The 18873-nt window shown below is 68.1% G+C and carries 19 protein-coding genes and 1 pseudogene; 11 read left to right on the top strand and 9 right to left on the bottom strand.

The window, feature by feature from the left end:
• Window positions 1–47 precede the first annotated feature (47 nt).
• From ACFU95_RS40530 to ACFU95_RS40550, 5 genes are all read left to right on the top strand, one after another.
• Window positions 48–533 (top strand): enoyl-CoA hydratase-related protein, encoded by a 486-nt coding sequence (locus tag ACFU95_RS40530; RefSeq protein ID WP_383839300.1) that lies wholly within the window; start codon window positions 48–50, stop codon window positions 531–533.
• A complete protein-coding gene (locus ACFU95_RS40535) occupies window positions 530–2242 on the top strand; it encodes a CocE/NonD family hydrolase (protein WP_383839303.1) in 1713 nt (570 codons plus the stop codon). The genes ACFU95_RS40530 and ACFU95_RS40535 overlap by 4 nt, the downstream gene beginning before the upstream one ends.
• Before the next feature lie 54 nt (window positions 2243–2296).
• Window positions 2297–3463 carry an XdhC family protein gene (locus tag ACFU95_RS40540; RefSeq protein WP_383839306.1) on the top strand — a complete coding sequence of 389 codons (1167 nt, stop codon included), beginning with the start codon at window positions 2297–2299 and terminating at the stop codon, window positions 3461–3463.
• A gap of 304 nt (window positions 3464–3767) precedes the next feature.
• A complete protein-coding gene (locus ACFU95_RS40545; RefSeq protein ID WP_383839308.1) occupies window positions 3768–4208 on the top strand; it encodes a LysR family transcriptional regulator in 441 nt (146 codons plus the stop codon).
• A gap of 105 nt (window positions 4209–4313) precedes the next feature.
• A complete protein-coding gene (locus ACFU95_RS40550; RefSeq protein WP_383839311.1) occupies window positions 4314–4610 on the top strand; it encodes a LysR substrate-binding domain-containing protein in 297 nt (98 codons plus the stop codon).
• Between the two features lie 286 nt (window positions 4611–4896).
• Here the strand turns inward: ACFU95_RS40550 and ACFU95_RS40555 are convergent, their stop codons facing one another.
• From ACFU95_RS40555 to ACFU95_RS40565, 3 genes are all read right to left on the bottom strand, one after another.
• Window positions 4897–5352, bottom strand: a complete 456-nt coding sequence (locus tag ACFU95_RS40555; protein ID WP_383839314.1) for an SsgA family sporulation/cell division regulator — start codon at window positions 5350–5352, stop codon at window positions 4897–4899.
• Window positions 5352–5933, bottom strand: coding sequence for an NADPH-dependent FMN reductase (locus tag ACFU95_RS40560; protein ID WP_383839316.1), 582 nt, complete (start codon window positions 5931–5933; stop codon window positions 5352–5354). The genes ACFU95_RS40555 and ACFU95_RS40560 overlap by 1 nt, the downstream gene beginning before the upstream one ends.
• A 226-nt stretch (window positions 5934–6159) precedes the next feature.
• Window positions 6160–7620, bottom strand: a complete 1461-nt coding sequence (locus tag ACFU95_RS40565) for an MFS transporter (protein WP_383839319.1) — start codon at window positions 7618–7620, stop codon at window positions 6160–6162.
• A gap of 458 nt (window positions 7621–8078) precedes the next feature.
• On the opposite strand from ACFU95_RS40565, the gene ACFU95_RS40570 reads away from it, so the two are divergent.
• Entirely contained in the window at window positions 8079–8759 is a 681-nt protein-coding gene (locus ACFU95_RS40570; RefSeq protein WP_383839353.1) for a TetR/AcrR family transcriptional regulator, read from the top strand.
• 199 nt (window positions 8760–8958) lie between these two features.
• Here the strand turns inward: ACFU95_RS40570 and ACFU95_RS40575 are convergent, their stop codons facing one another.
• Window positions 8959–10641, bottom strand: coding sequence for a SpoIIE family protein phosphatase (locus ACFU95_RS40575; protein ID WP_383839322.1), 1683 nt, complete (start codon window positions 10639–10641; stop codon window positions 8959–8961).
• Window positions 10642–11755: 1114 nt separating this feature from the next.
• On the opposite strand from ACFU95_RS40575, the pseudogene ACFU95_RS40580 reads away from it, so the two are divergent.
• Window positions 11756–12236 (top strand): annotated as a pseudogene (locus tag ACFU95_RS40580) (transposase); the annotation flags it as partial.
• Between the two features lie 58 nt (window positions 12237–12294).
• On the opposite strand, the gene ACFU95_RS40585 reads toward ACFU95_RS40580, so the two are convergent.
• The 4 genes from ACFU95_RS40585 to ACFU95_RS40600 all read right to left on the bottom strand — a co-directional run bounded on the left by ACFU95_RS40585 (window position 12295) and on the right by ACFU95_RS40600 (window position 15218).
• Window positions 12295–12852, bottom strand: a complete 558-nt coding sequence (locus tag ACFU95_RS40585) for a TetR/AcrR family transcriptional regulator (RefSeq protein WP_383839325.1) — start codon at window positions 12850–12852, stop codon at window positions 12295–12297.
• A 10-nt stretch (window positions 12853–12862) separates the two neighbouring features.
• The gene (locus tag ACFU95_RS40590) at window positions 12863–13444 is read right to left on the bottom strand and encodes a sugar O-acetyltransferase (protein WP_383839327.1); all 582 of its coding nucleotides are present in this window, start codon (window positions 13442–13444) and stop codon (window positions 12863–12865) included.
• Window positions 13445–13529: 85 nt separating this feature from the next.
• The gene (locus ACFU95_RS40595) at window positions 13530–14738 is read right to left on the bottom strand and encodes an MFS transporter (protein WP_383839330.1); all 1209 of its coding nucleotides are present in this window, start codon (window positions 14736–14738) and stop codon (window positions 13530–13532) included.
• Window positions 14739–14846: 108 nt separating this feature from the next.
• The gene (locus tag ACFU95_RS40600) at window positions 14847–15218 is read right to left on the bottom strand and encodes a hypothetical protein (protein WP_383839333.1); all 372 of its coding nucleotides are present in this window, start codon (window positions 15216–15218) and stop codon (window positions 14847–14849) included.
• Between ACFU95_RS40600 and ACFU95_RS40605 the strand changes: the two genes are divergently transcribed.
• The 4 genes from ACFU95_RS40605 (at window position 15204) to ACFU95_RS40620 (ending at window position 17820) form a co-directional block, all read left to right on the top strand.
• Entirely contained in the window at window positions 15204–16067 is an 864-nt protein-coding gene (locus tag ACFU95_RS40605) for a GtrA family protein (RefSeq protein ID WP_383839336.1), read from the top strand. The genes ACFU95_RS40600 and ACFU95_RS40605 overlap by 15 nt on opposite strands.
• Before the next feature lie 33 nt (window positions 16068–16100).
• The gene (locus ACFU95_RS40610) at window positions 16101–16265 is read left to right on the top strand and encodes a hypothetical protein (protein WP_383839339.1); all 165 of its coding nucleotides are present in this window, start codon (window positions 16101–16103) and stop codon (window positions 16263–16265) included.
• Window positions 16232–16402, top strand: a complete 171-nt coding sequence (locus ACFU95_RS40615) for a carotenoid oxygenase family protein (protein WP_383839342.1) — start codon at window positions 16232–16234, stop codon at window positions 16400–16402. The genes ACFU95_RS40610 and ACFU95_RS40615 overlap by 34 nt, the downstream gene beginning before the upstream one ends.
• 854 nt (window positions 16403–17256) lie before the next feature.
• A complete protein-coding gene (locus tag ACFU95_RS40620) occupies window positions 17257–17820 on the top strand; it encodes a TetR family transcriptional regulator (RefSeq protein WP_383839344.1) in 564 nt (187 codons plus the stop codon).
• A 612-nt stretch (window positions 17821–18432) separates the two neighbouring features.
• Here the strand turns inward: ACFU95_RS40620 and ACFU95_RS40625 are convergent.
• A partial coding sequence (locus ACFU95_RS40625; protein WP_383839347.1) for a LuxR C-terminal-related transcriptional regulator occupies window positions 18433–18873 on the bottom strand: 441 nt, incomplete at its 5' end.

Raw genomic sequence — 18873 nt, forward strand, 5'->3', positions numbered from 1 at the left:
GGCTAACCAGGGGGGCCTCCGACTTGTTCCGGTCCGGGGGTTGTCCTGTGGTAGGTGCCCCCAGGGGTGGGGTGGTGGTGGCGGGTTGGGGGGTGGTGTGGTGGAAGCACGCCCGCGCCTCCACCACCACGACGTTCTTCCGCCTGCCCGAGGGCAGGCGCGGATTCTTTCTCGGCGGCGGCGGGACCGTCCACGTCTCGCGGCTCCTCGGACCCGACCGGATGACCGAGCTGATGCTCACCGGCCGCAAGGTCGACGCCGAGGAGGGGCAGCGGCTGGGCCTGAGTCACTACCTCGTGCCCGAGGGCGAGTCCCTCGCCAAGGCCCTGGAACTGGCCGAGCAGGTCAGTGAGAACGCCCCCATCGCCAACTACATGATCGTCAACGCGATCAGCCAGATCAGCGAGATGCCCAGCGAGGCCGGCCTGTTCACCGAGAGCATCGCCCAGGCGCTGTCCCTGACGCGGGCGGACGCGAAGCAGGGGATCGACGAGTTCCTGATCAACAAGCGCGACGCCAGGTTCGGGGCATGAGCGCGCCGGGAACGGCAGCGGGAACGAGCGGTGGGCCGGAGATGCTGGTCGAGCGCGACGTCGCCATCCCCATGAGCGACGGTGCCGTGCTGCGGGCGAACGTCTACCGGCCCGCCGACGGCGGCCGTTGCCCGGTGATCGTGTCGGCGACGCCGTACGGCAAGGACGTGCACGTCCGGAACCTGTTCCCGTCCGTCTGGCAGGTGCTGCTCGATCACTACCCGGAGGTTCTCGAGGCCTCGTCCGGGCAGCACATGATCTGGGAGTGCATAGATCCCGAGGTGTGGGTCTGTCACGGCTACGCCGTGGTGCAGATGGACGTGCGGGGCACGGGCAAGTCGGCAGGCTTCATGGAGCCGAACTCGCCGGCGCAGATCGACGACTGCTGCGACGCGATCGCCTGGGCCGGCGAGCAGCCGTGGAGCAGCGGATCGGTGGGACTGGTCGGGCTGGGTTACATCACCGCGGCGAACTGGCGGGTCGCGGCGCGCAAACCACCCTGTTTGAAGGCGATCATCGCCTGCCAGGGGACCTACGACTTCTACCGCGACCGCACCCACAACGACGGCATCTACTCCAGCGGCTTCACCACCCACTGGTGGGAACGCGAAGGGAAGAACAACCAGCACGGCAACCCCGCCTGCACGTTGCCCGACATGTACACCGGCGAGGTCAACACCGGTCCGCCGCTGAGCGAGGAGGAACTGGTCCGCAACCGGGTCGACTACCCCGGCGAGATTCTCGCCCATCCGTTGCTCGACGAGTGGCACCAGGCCCGGACCGCCGATCTCGCGGCGATCGACCTGCCCGCGCTGGTGGTCGCGAACTGGGGCGGGCTCGGGCTCCAGTCACGCGGGACGATCAACGGCTGGAAGGGGCTGTCCTCACCTGAGAAGTGGCTTCTGGTGGAAGACGGCTCCTACTTCTTCACGTTCTTCACCCCCGAACGGGTCGCTCTCTTCCGGGCCTTCTTCGACCGCCATCTGAAAGAGATCGACAACGACTTCGACCTGTCGCGGGTGAGTGTCGCGGTCCGGACCGTCGACGGCGGGGCCGACATCGTCGAAGGCTCGGACTGGCCGCTACCCTCCACGACCCTGCGGTCCCTGCACCTGGACTTCGCCGAGAACATGCTGTCGCCGGCGGCACCAGAGCGGCCCACCCAGGCCTCCTACTCGCCGTTCGAGGACGCTGTGATCCTCTCGACGGCCCCCCTGGAGGAGGAGCTGACCCTCGCCGGGCCCCTCGCGTCGCGGCTCTGGCTGTCGTGTGAAACCCCCGACACCGACTTGTTCATCACGGTCCAGGCGTTCGCTCCCGATGGCGAGGAGGTGACGTTCCTGGCCGCGGTCGACCCGGCCGCGCCGCTGACGCAAGGCTGGTTGCGGGTCTCCCAGCGCAAGCTCGATCCCGACCACTCGACCGAACTGGAACCTCTCCATACCCACGACGAGCGACAGCCCCTTGTGCCTGGAGAGGTCTACGAGGTGACCGTCTCGCTCTGGCCGACCAGCCTGCGGCTCCCGGCAGGCAGCCGCCTGCAACTGACCATCGCCGGCCGGGACTTCGAGCGGGCGGAGCGTCAGAAACCCGTGGTCTTCATGTCGCACGACGATCCGCGGGACCGTCCGGCGGAGATCTTCGGCGGACGCGTCACGCTCCACTCGAGCCCCGAATGGCCTTCAGCCGTGGTGCTTCCCGTTCTGTGAACCCCGCCACCGGCGACGTATCCGCGGCTCGACCGGAACCGGTTGGAGAACGACATGCTGGACATTGCCCAAGCCCTGCACCCATGGATCGCGCAAGGACGCGACGTCGCCGTGGCCACCGTCGTGGCGGTGAGCGGCAGCACGCCTCGTCCACCCGGCGCCGCGCTCGCCGTCGACGCCCACGGCACGGCGATCGGGTCGGTCTCCGGCGGCTGCGTGGAGGGGGCCGTGTACGAGTTGTGCGAACAGGCCCTGGCTGACGGCGAGACGACGTCGGCACGCTTCGGCTACAGCGACGACGACGCCTTCGCCGTGGGCCTGACCTGCGGCGGAGTCATCGACATCCTCGTCACGCCGGTCCGCTCGGACACTCCCGGACGGAACGTGTACGCCACGGTGCTTGCCGCCGCCGAGGCGGGGGATGCCGTGGCACTGGCTCGTATCACGGACGGGCCGACCGAGGTGATGGGGCACGCTCTTCTAGTACGCCCCGACGGCTCGTACGAGGGTGGCTTCGGCGCCCACCCCGGACTGGACCGCACGGCCGCCGCTGAGGCCCGAGCGCTCTTGGACGCGGGGCGCACCGGGACGGTCACCGTCGGGGCCGACGGCTCGTACTGCGGACGGCCGCTCACTCTGCTGGTCGAGTCGACCGTTCCGGCACCGCGCATGATCGTGTTCGGCGCGATCGACTTCGCCTCGGCGCTGGTGCGGCTCGGCAAGTTCCTCGGTTACCACGTGACCGTGTGCGACGCCCGCCCCGTGTTCGCCACCAGAGCACGGTTCCCGGACGCGGACGAGGTGGTCGTCGACTGGCCGCACCGCTATCTCGCAGCGACCGCCATGGACGGACGCACCGTGCTGTGTGTGCTCACCCACGATGCCAAGTTCGACATCCCGCTCCTGAGGCTGGCACTGCGGCTACCGGTCGCGTACATCGGGGCCCTGGGCTCCCGCCGCACCCACGAAGATCGCCAACGGCGTCTGCGCGATGCCGGAGTCACCGTGGGGGAGTTGGCACGCCTGCGCTCTCCCATAGGCCTCGATCTCGGGGGGCGGACCGCGGAGGAGACCGCACTGTCCATCGCCGCCGAAGTCGTCGCCGCCCGGCGCGGCGGCACCGGCGCGCCGCTGACCGGCGCGCACATCCCGATCCACCACGACGGCCCGGCCATGCCGCTCGGCGCAACCGCCGCACGGAGCCGTGCGGCCTTGGGCTGAAGCCTCTTACCCGGCCTCGGGACGTACGGCAGCCGGCCGAGACCGCCATCAGAAGACGCCGACATGAGCGACAGCTGCCGCGGCGTCAGGAAAACCGGAGAGCAGGGCGACGATGCCCATCCGGACGTAGATCGACCGCCGCCAAGGCGAGCAGGACACTGTGCGGTGCGAGGCCGACGTACAGGGTGTCGGGTGTGCCACCCCGAGGGCGAGTCCGCTGCCGCAGGGTGATCAGTACGCCGCTGACCAGGGCCGACGGTCCGGCCAAGGGGAGCATGGTGACCAGCCAGGCCACCACGGCGGGGTGCCACGACAACCTCGAAAACCAGCATCACCGTGCACGCGGTCACAGGGCCAGCGGCCTTGCGGCCAGCGGACCGACACCGATGCCGCCGATGCAGCTCACCGAGGTACGCGGTGGCCGTCGCGGTCGTCAGGCCCACCGAGGCCCCCATTGAAGATCCTGGCCACCAGCAGTCCTGGCAGGCCCGCATCGAGCCGTGCTGCGGCTCGCCTCCACCTTGTCCAGTCGGCGTTGTCCGTCTCCATTCGGTCGCTGGAACGGGAGTTGGGCGGCCGGCTGTTCGATCGCACCACCCGCCGCGTCGAACTCACCGATGCGGGGCGGGTGCTGCTGGCGGAGGCACGTAGCGCGCTGAGCGCGGTGGATGCCGCCCGAGACGCCGTCGCTGCTGCGCACGGCGGACTGGGCGGCACCGTGCCGCTCGGCAGACGCACTCGCTGACGTTGATCGACTTGCCGCCGTGCTGACTCGTTACCGCCAGGAACACCCGCAGGTGCAGATCATCCCAAGCGCTATTATGGGCGGAGTGGTCGAACTGGCCGCCGTGTGCTCGACGGCACGCTCGATCTGGCCTTCGCCGCCCTGCCCGGCGACTATCTGCCCGGCCTGAAGGCACACCCGATGGCCTCCGAGCCGATCTTGCCGGCCTGCCCGGACGACCACCCGCTGACCCGGCGCCGGGTCGTCCTGCTCGCTGAACTCGGCGGCGAGAGTTTCGTGGGATTTCCTCCGGATGGGGGACCCCGTTCAGCGCGGACCGGCTGTTCCTGGCAGCCGTGGTGCGTCGGTGATCGCTGTGGAAGACCCCGGTATCCCCACGGTGCTCGAACTGGTCAAGGATAAAAGCGGCTTCGCGTTCTGAGCGTCTCGATGGCCGCGGGCTCACGCCCCGTCGCCCTCCGGCCGTGCGCCCGGAGGCGTGGTGGGAGGTCTCGCTGATCACGGCCACCGAGGGCCGCCCGTCCGCGGACGGCCCAGGCGTTCATCGACCTGCTGAGCGGCGCCCTCCCACTCGTCCGGCCGCAGCCGCACCGCCCGCTCGGCGAAGGCATCGCGGATCGTCGGGGGTAGCGCGATGCCGCCGAGCCTTCCGTGACGTGGTCGCCGACGGAGACCACGAGCCGTTCCTTCATCGGGTCATGTCCGGCTTGTCAGGGCCGCTGAGAAGTTGCTGGACGGTTCCGTCCATATCCAGATGACGTTCCTCGGTGCCGACCGGCACCACCACCAGAGTTCTCCGCAGGAAGGCGTCAAGGGATCGCCCCGAGGCCACTACGACAACCGCTTCCTTGTTCCCGCGCGGGCGTAGGCCGATGCATACCTTGCCCAGAGAGGCATGCTGTGACGGCCAGATCTGGACGTCACCGACGCCGACGAGGCGATTCCGTCCGCCCAGGAGGAGATCGCGACCGATGACCCATCGCACCCTCGCGTCAGGGGACGGGTGGAATGTCATGACCACAGCATACGGATCGGCGCTGGTGTATCGCAGATCAACGATCACGGGCTGGTCCACCCCATCTTCGACAAGGAGGTGGACGAGTATCCTGCACACCACCGAAGTGAGATCATCCAGGTTCTCCATCACATCACCACGCGGTCTCTGACCCTGACGGTCTTGAGGGCGAGGGCCCAGGACTCGAGCTGGTCGAACAAGACGGTGGCGGCGGCGCTGTGCTGCTCGCCGGGCTTGAAGACTGAGAAGTCCTCGAAGTCGGTGAACAGCGAGAAGGACAGCTGCTGGCGTACGTGGGCCAGTTGCAGTTCACTGGCAACGGCCCGCAGGTGCTCTATGGCCCGTGCGCCGCCGAGGGAACCGTAGGAGACGAAGGCGGCAGCCTTGTTGTTCCACTCTCGGTACAGGTAGTCGATCGCGTTCTTCAGCACGCCGGAGGTGGAGTGGTTGTACTCGGGGGTGACGAAGACGTATCCGTCGAACTCGGTGATCTTCGCCGCCCATGCCTTGGTGTGTTCGCCCTCGTACTGGCCCATGGACGGCGGGATGGCCTCGTCCAGGTGAGGCAGGGGGTAGTCGGCAAGATCGACCAGCTCGTAGTCGGCGCCGGTGCGGGCCGCTGCGCGGGACACCACCCAGTCGGCGACGGCCTTGCCGTTGCGGCCGGGACGGGTGCTGCCGACGATGATGGCGATCTTCAGGTCAGTCATGCGGTGTTCTCCTTGATGGGTTGGTCGGCCGGGTGCCGAATCAGGTCTGAAGGTGGCGCCGATCGAGGCGTTGAGCCGCGGGCGGCGGCCCGCCAGGCGCAACAGTGGTGCGGTGGGAGTAACGGCCCATGTGGCCCGAGGCGTGTGTGGGTCTGAAGGGCGCCAGGCTGTGGGCGGCGGTGGCGGTCGCACGACAACACCCTGCGGTGATGGTCGGCCTGCACGACTAGGTCTCCGCCGAGGGGCGGCGAGAGACGAGCACCGTAGCGACGCAGCCCACCGCGCCGGTACTCAAGAGCACGCCGGTCGTCAGCAACGCTGCCCTGAGCCCGGATGCTGCCGAACCGCCGTTGTGCAGTTGGCCCACGTAGATGGAACCGAGGATGGCGGGACCGAGCGCTCCACCGAACTGCCTCATCGCCGTGCTGGCCGCGGAGGCCATACCTGCCAGATGCCAGGGGGCCGAATTCACCGACACCACGGTGCCCGAGGTGAGCATCAGTGCGACGGAGACGCCGAACACAGCCAGACGCCAGGCAAGATCCGGGAAGCTCGTTGAGGTGTCGATGTTCGCGAGCAGCAGTGTTCCCACCGCGCCGACCACCAGACCGGCAGTCAGGACGTGGACCGGCTCGACCATGCCCACGAGGCGTCCCGCGAAGGGGCTGACCAGCGCGGCTGTTCCTGGAACGAAGATCAGCCTCAGTCCGATCTCCAGTGCGGAGCGAGGCTGCCCACTGCCCAGGTACAGGCTCAGCAGAAACGTGATGCCCACGATGGCGAACAGCGCGATGAGCGACGAAAATGCTGCCACGCTGAAACCCGTCGAGCGGAAGAGACGCAGGTCCATCAACGGAGCTGGGGATCGCAACTCGAACAAGATGAAAGCTGCGACGGACACGGCGCCCACGGCAAAGCCTGCCTGGGCGACAGGCGACCCCCACCCCTGCGCCCCGCCTTCAATGACACCAAAGATGATGGACGCGATACCGATCGTCGCGCTGATCTGCCCGGGCCAGTCCAGCTGCCGACCCACCGCATTCTTCGACTCGGGCAGCGTAAAATGTGCGAATACTCCTGCCGTCACCGCAAGAAGGCCAGTGGGCAAAAATATCCAGCCCAAGTCGGCGAATTCCAGTATTGCGCCACAAATCAACGGCCCCGCAGCGAGACCTCCCACGATTCCGGTCGCCCAAATACTGATGTAGCGCCCGCGTGCACGGGGATCGGGGACTGCGTGCGCAATCAAGGCGAGAGTCGTCGGCAGCAACAAACCTGCCCCCAGCCCCGACACTGCCTGTCCTGCCCAAAGTGTCGGAACAGCGGCCGAGCCGAGCAGACTCGCCAGCCCGGCGGTGACCGCACCGATCGCCGTGAGTATCAATCCGAGCGAGAAGACGCGCCGTCGCCCGTACAGGTCGCCGAAAACTCCGCCCGACAGAACTGCCGCCGCCATGGGAATCACATAGCTATCGGTCACCCATTGCAATTCCGTGGTGTTCGCGTGGGTGGCCTGGGCAATGGTGGTGAGAGCGCCGCTTACGCCGTTGATGGGCAGGTAGGTCACGAACACGCCGAGGACAGCGATGATGACCGTTGTGCCCACAGGGTTCGGGGAATCCGGCTTTGCTTTTCCGTGCTTCGCTTTACCTTTTTCGCTGGCGGGAAAGGTGGATGTGGAAGCCATTAGGATTCCCCTTTTTGTTAATTCTGTATGAATCGCCGATGCAGGTTGTGTGCAACAGGTGGCGAGCGGGCCGGTCCTCGGGAGGTGGAATTGCCGTTTTGCTGGCCGGACGAGTTGGCGCCTGTCGCGTGGCGCGTAGAGATTGCCGCCGGTGATGGTGCCGAGCCGCTCTTGGGCGGCCGTGTTTGACGTCCTGGGGTCGTGGGTCAGGTTCGGCGGTCGACCCGTAACCGTCCACTGTGTCCGCGCAACAACCGCGACGGTGACTTCGGGTGCCGTTTCAGCGCGTGGGCTAGGTCCGCACGCTGGGTGGCTGCCGGCCGACAGCGGAGCCGCGGATGGTGCGGGCGGGCGTACAGGCCGTCGACGAAGCGCATCACGATCACCTCCTACTCCATCTTATCGAGCTACTTTCAATATAGTGTGCTATATCTGCTAGTGTGTCAACCGTGAGTGATGTGCAAGGTCGACGAGACGGGCAGGCAGGTTCTTCGGGCTCGGCGCGACGGCGCCGGTACAGATCTGCACTGCGCGACGAGCGTGCAGCCGACACGCGTGGGCGCATCGCCGCCGCGGCCCGTGAGCTGTTCGCCACACGAGGGTTCGCCGGTACCACTGTGGCGCTCATCGCCGAGCATGCCGGGGTGGCCACACCAACCGTGTACGCCGTGTTCAGCAGCAAAGGCGAAATCATGCGCGAGCTGGTGAGCCGCCTCGAAACCGAGGCCGACGGTGAAGACTGGCGCGCACGTATCGAGGCCGAGCCTGACCCCCGGCGCAAGCTGGAGTGGTACGCGGCATGGCACCGCACCCTGTTCGCCACCGGCCGGGACGTGCTGGCCGCAGCACTCAACGCCGGTGGCGACCCTGCTGTCCTGGACCTACGAGAACAGGGCGACCGCAACGCGCAGGCCTGGCTGGAACCCATCATCGACGCGCTGGCCGCCGCCGGCATGCTCGCGCCGGGCCTGACCCAACAGCAGGCCGTCGACCGCGGGTTGATGCTGAGCAGCCTGGAGCTCTACTTCCGCGCCACCAACGGACGCGGATGGTCCGATGAGGCATACCAGCAATGGCTCACCGAGCTGCTCCGTCACCAACTGCTGGTCACTCCCGGCGTCCCGGACGGCAAGAACTAGTACTCCAATGCGGTGGGTGGTCCACTTGCCGACTTCGTTGGAGGACCGCCGTCGGTAGCCGCTGGGTCGGATGAGTAGGTGGCGGCGAGCCGCCGGTTCTGATGGCCTCGTGGTGATGAATGCGCGAGCAGTGACGACCACCGGCGACCGACGTGGTTGGTCGACGTCCAGGGAGCCCTGGGCGTTTGTTGCTCTCCGGTCATGTGTCTGTCGCGGCGCGCCTTGTCTGGGCAGTGCTATGTGGACGGCCAGGGACCGCTGTGCCGGCCTGATGCGGGAGGCTCTGTTCTGCCCAGATGCACTTGCCGTCGCTGAGGTAGCGAGCGCCCCAGCGGTCGGAGAGGGCTGCTACCAGCTGCAGTCCTCGGCCTCCCTCGTCGGTGTATGTGGCACGGCGGATGCGGGGGGTGGTGAGGCTGCCGTCGTAGACCTCGCAGATCAGTGTCCGGCTGCGCAGCAGGCGCAGGCGTATGGGGCCCTTGGCATGCCGGACGACATTGCCGACGAGCTCGCTGGCCAGGAGTTCGGTGGTCATGACGAGGTCGTTCAGTCCCCAGCCGGCCAGCTGCTCGCGGACGTGTTGGCGGGCCTGTGCGGCTGCCCGGGGATGTCGGGGCAGGCTGTATGTGGCGATGTCACCGGTGGCGGTGGGCATGGTGCGGGCTATGAGGAGTACCGCGTCGTCGTCGGTTTGTTCATGGTCGGGGAGCAGCGCCGAGAGGACCTGGTCGCACAGGTCGTCGAGGTGTCCGGAGGTGGTGTCCGGGTCTCCGTTCGGGAAGCAGGGCGTCAGGGCCGCGGCGCGGGCCAGAGTCTGCTGGAGCTGGGTCAGTCCCTGTTCGAGGTCCCCGGTGGAGGCTTCGAGAAGGCCGTCGGTGCAGAAGGCCAGGAGGCTTTGCTGTGGCAGTTGCAGTTCGTGCAGAGCGAAGGGCGGGTCGGCCGCGCCCAGAGGCGGGTCGGGGGCCAGGACCGGGCGGTGGACCGTGCCATCACGGTGCAGGACGAGCGGTGGGGGGTGACCGGCGAGGGACAGTGAGAGGGTACGGCTGACGGGGTCGAAGACGGAGTACAGGCAGGTTGCGTAGGAGTCCTGACCGAGCTCGTGGACGATGTCGTTGAGGCGGCTGAGCAGCTCGTCGGGAGGCAGTTCGAGGTCGGCGAGGGTCCGCAGGGCTGTGCGCAGTCGGCCCATGGTGGCCGCTTCGGTGATTCCGTGCCCCATCACGTCACCGATCACCATGGCGACCCGGTCGGCGGACAGCGGGATCACGTCGTACCAGTCACCGCCCACCTGGTCGCCACGGCCTGCGGGCAGGTAGCGCGCTGCCGCGTGGACGGCGGGCAGGTGCGGCAGCTCCCGGGGCAGCAGATCACGTTGCAGCTCCTGCGCGCGGGAGTGTTCACCGTCGTACAAGCGGGCCCGCTCCAGCGCCTGGCCCACCAGACCGCTGAGGGCCATCAACAATGTGCGCTCCTCACCGCTGAAGGAACGAGGCCGGTCGAAGGAGACGACACAGCAGCCCATGGCGCGCCCGGAGCCGATCAGAGGCAGGAACGCCCACGCCTTCTTCGAGGACGCGACCGCCACGTCCGCCATGCCCGGATAACGCCGCCTGAACTCGTCGATCGATCCGATGAAGGCGGGTGTACGTGTGCGGAGCACTTCGGCGTCCACGGAATGGGATGACAGCGGGCGGCCGTCCAGCCGGCGTGTGAATTCCGGTGGAACTCCGACCATGCCGACGAGGCGCAGACGGTTGCCTTCGACGACATCGATCCCCAGCCCGTCGGCGTGGAGGGGAGGCAGGATGTGCCTGGCGACAGCTTCCACGACGTCCTTGGACGTGAGGGCATCGGCGAGCGCTGCGGTCAGTTCGCTCATCAGGACACTCCGCTCGGCCCCGGTCGCCGGACCATCGCCCGGGGGTGCCACCGGCGTGCCCTCCAGGCGCGCAGCGGCCCATTTGGCAAGCGAAAGCAGAAAGGACCGCTGTACCTCCTCCGGCTCGGTGGCCCGTGTGGTGAGCACCGACAACGCACCGACCGGCGCGTCCGCGCCCTCCAGGGGCACCGATGCCGTGCCGGTCGCCCCTACCCCCAAGCTGTCGCTCGCCATCCAGACGAAGGCGCCATGCCGCACGGCGCTTGCGGGAGCCACGTCCTGATCACTGCGTAGATCCCTCCACGCCTCGATGCTTTGCTGGTCAAGGCCCGAGGCCGCCGCAAGGCGCAGCGGGCCGCCGGCGGAACCGCGCCGATGCACCAAGGCGCCCAGGCCGGCCAGACACGTCGTCGCCTGCCGAAGAGCCAGAGCCAGCGTCTCCGCGTCAGAGCGCAATTCCGGCGAAGCTGCCATGAAGCTCAGCTCCGCCGACTTCGGCCACTCGACGCGACCCCCAGGTGCGGCATCTCTGGCAGCCACGACACCTCCTACTCACCCAGATTTTGGGGCATGACACTAAATTATCCCTAAATCAGACAAAAAGGGTAATCCCTCGTGTCAGCCTTCACCCCCTTCACGACTCATCGCGAACTGCTTGACGTGGCGGCGTTATGGGCCTCGCTGCCGTTAGCGCGGTGTTCAGTCACTGCCTCACCGGCCTGCTCAGCAACCGCACGAGTGGGCGGCCCCGCAGCCGACTCGCTTAGGGAGAGCGGTCTGGGGAGCGGAGCCCCACGGGTGCTGCTCCGCTCCCGTGGGGCTCCGCCGGTCACGTTGCGAGCTTCTGTCGCTCGGGCGGCGCTCGAGGACGGCGTCGTAGCACATGACCAGCACGTCCGGGGCTTGCGTATAGGACTCCCTGGCCTCGGCCAGGACGGCCGTGCCGTTGGGCGGGACGTGCGCAGCGAAGAAGCCGACTGCGACGGTGGCCTCGGTGGCCCGCCTTGCAGTCGCAGACTGAGCCGATCACCGCGCCGAAGCCCCAGCCCGTCGAGAGGCTGAGTGGACCGCCGAGGACGCCGACCAGCCCGCCGAAGGCGGTGTTGCGTCTGGCATCGGTCTCCGTGCCCCCGTCGGCGATCGGCTGACTCCCTGGGGACTGTCAGACGGAGGGCTGCTCCAGCAGCTGACCAAGCCGCTGCTGGAGTCCGCTCTTGAGGACGAGATCACCGATCACCTCGGCTGTGACAAGTACGATCCGACAGGTAAGGACGGCGGCAGCTCCCGCCACGGCAAACGCTCCAAGACCGTGCTGGCCGATGTCGGGCCGGTGGAGATATCCGTGCCCCGCCCGGGGACGGCTCTTTTGAACCGAAGATCGTAAAGAAGTGGCAGAAGCGCCTGCCGGGCGCGAAGGGCTTGACCACCGGCGAGGTCCAAGCCCACTTGGCGGAGGTCTAAGGTGCCGAGGTCTCCCGCCAGACCATCTCCACCATCACCGACAAGGTCTGGAGGGCATGGCCGATCGGCAGAGCCGGCTTCTCGACGCCGTCTATCGGGTGGTCTTCATCGACGCCATCCACATGACGATCCGGGTTCTGTCGACGATCTTGTGATCCGGACGCTTGAGCGGGTCGTGTCAGCTGAGTCCTGTCAGCCGTTCCACTGGCCGGTCGCGGTGATGCGGGAGATGGCATCGAGGGTCAAGGCATACGGGTGCGGTTCGGTGGCCAGGGCACGGTGCAGCGTCAAGCCCTCGATGAGAGCGTCGAGTTGGTGGGCTGTTTCCGGGTCGAAGTGCTTCTCAAGATGGACTCGGCTGCGGCGCATCCACTCGTGGGTGAGGTGCCGGTAGATCGGCTGGCGAGCGGCGAGCGTGTACAGCTCCTGGGTGAGTACAAGATTGCGTCGGCTGCCCTCGGACAGAGCGTGCACGAGGTCCGCCACGGCCACACGGGCCTGGTCGCGGTCGGCCGCGGCGGCGAGGTGGGCATCGAAGACCGCGACGATGTGATCGGCGAAGTGACTGAAGGCATCCTGGAGCAACTGGTCGATCCCGCTGAAGTGGTACGTCATCGATCCCAGGGGCACGCCGGCCCGCGCGGCGATCTTCCGGTGCGAGACCTGCGCGATGCCCTCTTCGGCGATGAGGTCGAGCGTGGCGGCGATGATGCGTTCGCGTCGCTTCGGGTCCGTGTGTCCGGTTGCCATGGTGTCAGGATCACAGGTTCCGGACGGGGCGCGCGGGGTTGCCCACGGAGACGACGTCGGCCGGCACGTCCTGGGTGACGACGGCACCGGCGCCGATGACGGAGTTGTCTCCGATGGTCACGCCTGGCAGGACGATGGCCCCGCCACCCAGCCAGACGTTGTTGCCGATGGTGATCGGTTTGGCGGCTTCGAGTTTGTCGCGGCGAGGTTGAGGAGCCACGGGATGGGTGGGGGTGAGCAGTTGGACGCCGGGTCCGATCTGGCAGTCGTCGCCGATGGTGATCGCGGCGACGTCCAGCGCGGTCAGGTTGTAGTTGACGAAGGTGCGGGCACCGATCGTGATGTTGCTGCCGTAGTCGACGAACAGCGGTGGCCGCACGTGGGTCCCGTCTCCCACGGAACCGAGGAGTTCGGAGAGGATGGCCTGGGCGGCAGCGGGGTCCTCGATGTAGGCAGCCTGGTAGCGGGCTGCCAGCAGCCCGGCCTGCTGCAGCCTACGGGCGATCTCGGGGTCGTCGGCGACGTAGAGGTCGCCCGCCAACATGCGTTCCAGGTTCGTTCGCGGGTCCAGCGCGAAGTAGTCCTCCGACATGTGCGCAACATACAGCCCAAGCGTACGAACGTACATCCCGGGCTGTCACGGGACCCGGCAAACGAGGTCGGTCGGCCTGAGGGGCTCATGTGCGCCGGGTCTGCAGAACTCCTGCGAGCAGCATCACGAGCAGTCCGGCGAGTGGTATCACCAACAGCCCGGTCCGAAGGCCGGCCGCATCGGCGACGAGCCCGACGACCGGCGGGGAGAACAGGAAGCCCAGACGCATGAGCCAGGAAATGATCGTGAGCCCTGATCCTGGCTTGAGACCGGGTAGCTCGTCGGCTCCTTGAAGCGTGGCAGGCACCAGGGTCGCCACTCCGAATCCGGCCGCGGCGAAACCGAGGACCGTCCCGGGCACAGTAGGCACGGCCAGGGCCAGGCCCATGCCTGCCACAGTGATGAAGCCGCCGACGCGGGCCACAGAGCGCTGGCCGAACCGGTCGACGAGGCGGTCGCCGATGAGGCGGCCGACGAACTGAGCACCGACCAGGGCGATGTAGCCCCAGGCCGCCAGCGCCGCCGACGCATGGAGGGAGTCGGCGAGATAGACGGCGGCCCAGGAACTGCCGGCCTCCTCGACGAGTGTGCCGGCCACGGCGATGAGGACGAGCGCGGCCAGCACGAGACGGGGGTGCGTGCCCGTCGCGGCTCGCCGTGTCCGCTGTGGTGGGCGGGCTTCGGCGTCAGGGTCCGCGGCCGGCTCGGTTTCGGGACCGGGCAGGCAGAACCGCAGGGCGACACAGGCCACGGTTGCGAACAGCGTCGCCGAGATCAGCAGGTGCTGCCCCCGGGAGAGGCCGAGCGCGATCGCGCCGGCCCCCATGGATCCACCGACTACGGCTCCGATGGACCAGACGGCGTGGAAGGAGTTGATGATCGAGCGTCCGTAGCGGCGCTGTACACGCAGGCCTTGGGCGTTCTGCGCGACATCGGTGATCGCGTCCATGGCTCCGGCCAGGAGTAACGCTCCCGCGAACACCATCACCGAGTCCGCCACGCCGGCGACGAGCATTCCTGTGCCGGTCAGCGTGGTACCGATGACCGCCACTCGTGCCGAGCCCAGCCTGCGGATGAGGATCGAGGCTGCCATGCCGGCCGCGATGGCGCCTGCCGGGAAGGCCGCCACCGCCAGTCCGTAGGCCGCGTTGCCGACGCCGAGATCCTCCTTGATCTGCGGATACCTCGGCAGAAGATTGGCGAGCAGGGCGCCGTTGGTGAAGAACAGCACGGCAACGGCCACACGGGCCTGCCGTTCGGTCTGGGCAGGTCCGCGCAGTGCGTCAACAGTCATGCGGGGACCTTACAAGCAGAGCGTACGAACGTACACTCCGCCTCTGGTCGGAGCCCAGGGGGAGCCCGGTGCCCGCCCGCTTCTTCGGCAGGGCGTGGACGAGGTCGGCTACTGGCTGCCCCGCCTGGCCGGGGCCGTCCGGTGCGGCGAGGTCGGCTTCGAAGCCGGGCGTCGAGAGACGAGCCGCGGTGAGACGTCGGTCTCGGTGAGGGCCAGCAGGGTGGCGTGGTCGGGGGACAGGGAGCAGGCCGGGTCGGTGCGGGCGGCATCCCCTGTCAGGGCGTGGGCCTGGCACCGGCAGCCGCCGAAGTCCTCGGTGCGGCGCTCGCAGCCACGGCAGGGAGAGGGCATCCAGTCGGTGCCGCGGTAGGCGTTGAAGGCCGGTGATTCCTCCCAGATCCAGCGCAGTGACCGGTCGGCGACGTTCGCTGGGTCCTGGACGGACTGTTGCCGCTGATCGCACCGTTGGCCAGCGGTCACTCCGATCTCGCCATCGGCAGCCGACTGGCTCCCGGTGCGCGCACCGTGCGCGGTCCGCGCCGTGAAATGATCTCGCGTTGCTACAACGCGTTGATCAGAGTCACACATGGCGCTCGCTTCAGCGACGCCCAGTGCGGGTTCAAGGCGGCCCGTACCGAAGTGCTGCGCCCGCTGCTGGACCGAACCCGGGACGATGCCTGGTTCTTCGACACCGAGCTGCTGCTGCTCGCTGAGCACAACGGACTGCGTATCCACGAGGTCCCCGTCGACTGGGTGGAGGACGTCGACACCCGGGTCCACGTCGTCGGCACCGCCACCGACGATCTCAAGGGTCTGTGGCGCATGGCGCGCCTCAAGGCGTCGGGCGCCGTGCGAGTCCCGGTTCCGCGCCGCCCGCAACCCGCTGCCGAACATGCCGACGCGGTCCTTGCTTCGGACACGGCCCGCTCCCAACTCGCCTGGCAGGCCGGCTGCTTCGTTTCCATCGGCATCGCCTCGACGGTCGGACAGGCCCTCCTGTGCTGGCTGCTGCGCGGCTGGTGGCAGCCTGCCGTGGCCAACTTCGTCTCACTGCTCGTGCTCACCCTCCTCAACACCGAGGCCAACCGAAGGCTCACCTTCCGCTACTCCGCGGACGGCATCGGCGCCGGGCGGGCGCACGTGGGCGTCGGAGTGCTGTTCGTCATCGGCTACCTGGGCACCTCGGGCGCGGTGCCGCTCTTCCGCGATGCGGTTCCGGACGCCTCGGCCGCGGCCGAGACCCTCGTCCTCGCCGTCTCCTCGGTCCTGGTGACCGGCATCCGCTTCCTGGTGCTGCGGCTGGCCGTTTTCCGTCGCCATACCCCCTGATCTCCCTTTCGACGCCCTGAGAGCGAAACCACCATGACGCACACATCCGAGGCGCCGCCCAGTGCGGTCACGCGTCTCCCCGTCAGACAGCGCGCCGTGCCGCGCTGGGCGGCCGGGCGCGCGGGCGCCCGTGCCGAGGACGACGGCTACCTGCTGTCGCTGTGGTGGAACCGGGCCACAGACCTCAGCGACTACTGATCTATGACGCCGCCGACCTGCGAAGGACCCCACTGGCCCGGGTCGAGCTCCCCAGCCGGGTCCCGTTCGGCTTCCACGGCAGCTGGGCCGACCACGTCACCCTCGATCGAGCTGTCGCGGCCTGCAGGGCCCGCTGACGGAAGCGAGCGACAACGACCCGGCGGCATCTACGTCGCGTGGCGGGCTCGGACCGGCAGGACTTCGACAGCGGGCACTGCACAGGGATCCGAGCGTGACGGACGAGCAGGCGCGCAAGCGTGCCGAGACCCGGGCAGAAGATCAAGTACGCCATTGCCTTCCCCGAGCAGAACACCGCGGCGTAACCGGTGCCTTCCACAGACGTGGGGTAACCCCCCCGGCCTCGCGAGGTGGAGGCGGGCCAATCCAGGCTCGCCCCCACCGCTCACGTTTGTTCAGGTGCGCGGCTCGCCGCGTCCTACCGGTCACCCGGGCCTTCGTCATTCCGGCTTCGCAGGTGCGCATGCCTCGCCCAGTACGGTCCGCGCGACCAGGCACGCTACACGTTCACAACGGTCGTCGGTAACCCGGATGTCGCGGTCGCCGTCTGGGAAATCCCGTCGGCACCTGCAGGGTCCCCGACATCGACCGCACCACCCCCGAGTGGTCACGACGTCGAGCGCACCTGCCACGTATCGAGTGGCCCGCACACGCATGGACGCTGACCACGGTGCATGGTCCTTCGACAGCAGCACCTTGACGGACGCGGGTGACTGCCATGAAGATCACAGCACCGTCGCGCTGTGTGCCGAACAGGCGTCGAACTCCAACCTCCGGAGCACTGTCACAGCGTGGTGACCCAAAGGGACTCGGGAGCCGAGGTGTACGCAGACCTGCCTCACACCACGAAGCGCTTCGCTGAAGCCTGAGTGCGACGCGCACGGGTTCGCACCCGTGATTCACGAGAAGGGGTTTCTCCATGGCTCCCATGGGTGAGGACCGACGTGTACGGCGGCGTATGCGGATGCGGCGTGTGATCCATGCAGCCGCTCTGCGCGTGGTCCAGGAACACGGTTTCGATGAGGCCACGGTCGACAGGATCAGCGCGGAGGCGGGTGTCTCGCCGCGCACGTTCTTCAATTACTTTCCGAACAAAGAGGCCGCCGTCCTGCTGGGGCCACCGGACGAACTGCCACGTGCGCTCGCAGCGGAATTCGCCGCGACGGATGACACGCATCCTCGGGGCTTGCTCGCGGCCGTGACCCGGGTGATCGTCAGGGATCTGGCCGACAATCCGCCGCCACACCAGGAGATGCTCGCGGCGCTCGCGCTGACGCGCAGCCACCCCGTCCTGCTCGCCACGTTGTCGGCACGTTTCGACGGCTTGCAGCGGTCGATCGCCGAAGTCGTCGCGCAGCGCCTGTGCGAGCGCCCCGAGGACAGGGTGCCGACCTTGATCGCCACAATCGCGGTATCCAGCGTTCGCATGGGCATAGAACGATGGATGGACGCGGACCCCTCAAGCGACGCCGCCGACTCGCCGACGCCGTACGTCGAACGCTCTGCGGAACTTCTGCGCACCCTACTGACCACGTGACTGCTGGGGCGGTCGCCTCGGGGCCTGCCTGTACGCCGCCCTGGAACCCTGCACCCTTCTCACCAACATTCGATTTCAGGAGCCCCTGCTGTACGACTCCACGCAGGTCCTGGAGCACCGGAGGATCAAGTACCCTCCGGTGCGCCACTTCGGTCTGATATGTGCGCTGACACCGGTGTTCCGCTACCTGGTCCAGCGTTCGTGCTCGGCCTCTTGCCTGCTTTCCTCCTGCCGGAGAAGGTGCTCGCCGACGAGCACGGCCCCGGGTCCGACACCGTGCCCGGCCGGCCTGGGACGGCCGCACTGACCAGGTGATGATTTTGGACGTGTTGGGGCAGGGAAGAGAAGAGCCCGCCCCAACCGTTCGGGGAACGGCGAGAACGTTTGCCTGGAATGCGACTTGGGCCGGCCTCCTTGTCGCTCGCGGAGGTTGCAGGGCGATCTCCTGGGGCGAGTGGGCGCCGTGACAGCAGCAGGTATCCGATCCCGGACCTCCTCCGCCTTGCCATCGGTTGGCCTCGGCACCTGGCGGAGAGGCAGCGACTTGGGGGAGTGGCTCGGGCGGGTCGCGTTGGCACTGTTTCCCCCTGGTGCCGCTGCGGAACCGCGCGGTCAAGGCCTGGCCCTGACCAGCCCGACGTCGTATGCCACGATCACGGCCTGGATGCGGTCGCGGGCGCCGATCTTTGTCAGGACCCGGCCGACGTGTTTCTTCACGGTGGACTCGGTGAGGACAAGCTGCTCGGCGATCTCCGTGTTGGTCCAGCCCTGGGCGACAGCGACGAGGACCTCGCGTTCGCGGTCGCTGAGTGTCTGGAGCCGGGGGTCCTCCGGGACGGGCCCGTCGGTCGGGGCGAGGACCTGGTGGGCGTACGCGTCCAGCAGGCGGCGGGTCAGGCGGGGGGCCACGACGGCGTCGCCGGTCGCGACCGCGCGGATGCCCGCGACGAGCTCCTCGGGGCGGGCATCCTTGAGCAGGAAGCCGCTGGCGCCGGCGCGCAGGCCGTCGTAGGCGTACTCGTCGAGGTCGAAGGTGGTGACGATGAGGACGCG

Source organism: Streptomyces sp. NPDC057623 (assembly GCF_042800355.1).
Lineage (GTDB): Bacteria > Actinomycetota > Actinomycetes > Streptomycetales > Streptomycetaceae > Streptomyces.

Coding starts and splice junctions, on each gene's coding strand:
- ACFU95_RS40535 (WP_383839303.1), top strand. CDS start 530: ATGAGCGCGCCGGGAACGGCAGCGGGAACGAGCGGTGGGCCGGAGATG.
- ACFU95_RS40540 (WP_383839306.1), top strand. CDS start 2,297: ATGCTGGACATTGCCCAAGCCCTGCACCCATGGATCGCGCAAGGACGC.
- ACFU95_RS40555 (WP_383839314.1), bottom strand. CDS start 5,352: ATGGAGAACCTGGATGATCTCACTTCGGTGGTGTGCAGGATACTCGTC.
- ACFU95_RS40560 (WP_383839316.1), bottom strand. CDS start 5,933: ATGACTGACCTGAAGATCGCCATCATCGTCGGCAGCACCCGTCCCGGC.
- ACFU95_RS40565 (WP_383839319.1), bottom strand. CDS start 7,620: ATGGCTTCCACATCCACCTTTCCCGCCAGCGAAAAAGGTAAAGCGAAG.
- ACFU95_RS40575 (WP_383839322.1), bottom strand. CDS start 10,641: ATGAGCGAACTGACCGCAGCGCTCGCCGATGCCCTCACGTCCAAGGAC.
- ACFU95_RS40585 (WP_383839325.1), bottom strand. CDS start 12,852: ATGGCAACCGGACACACGGACCCGAAGCGACGCGAACGCATCATCGCC.
- ACFU95_RS40590 (WP_383839327.1), bottom strand. CDS start 13,444: ATGTCGGAGGACTACTTCGCGCTGGACCCGCGAACGAACCTGGAACGC.
- ACFU95_RS40595 (WP_383839330.1), bottom strand. CDS start 14,738: ATGACTGTTGACGCACTGCGCGGACCTGCCCAGACCGAACGGCAGGCC.
- ACFU95_RS40610 (WP_383839339.1), top strand. CDS start 16,101: ATGACGCACACATCCGAGGCGCCGCCCAGTGCGGTCACGCGTCTCCCC.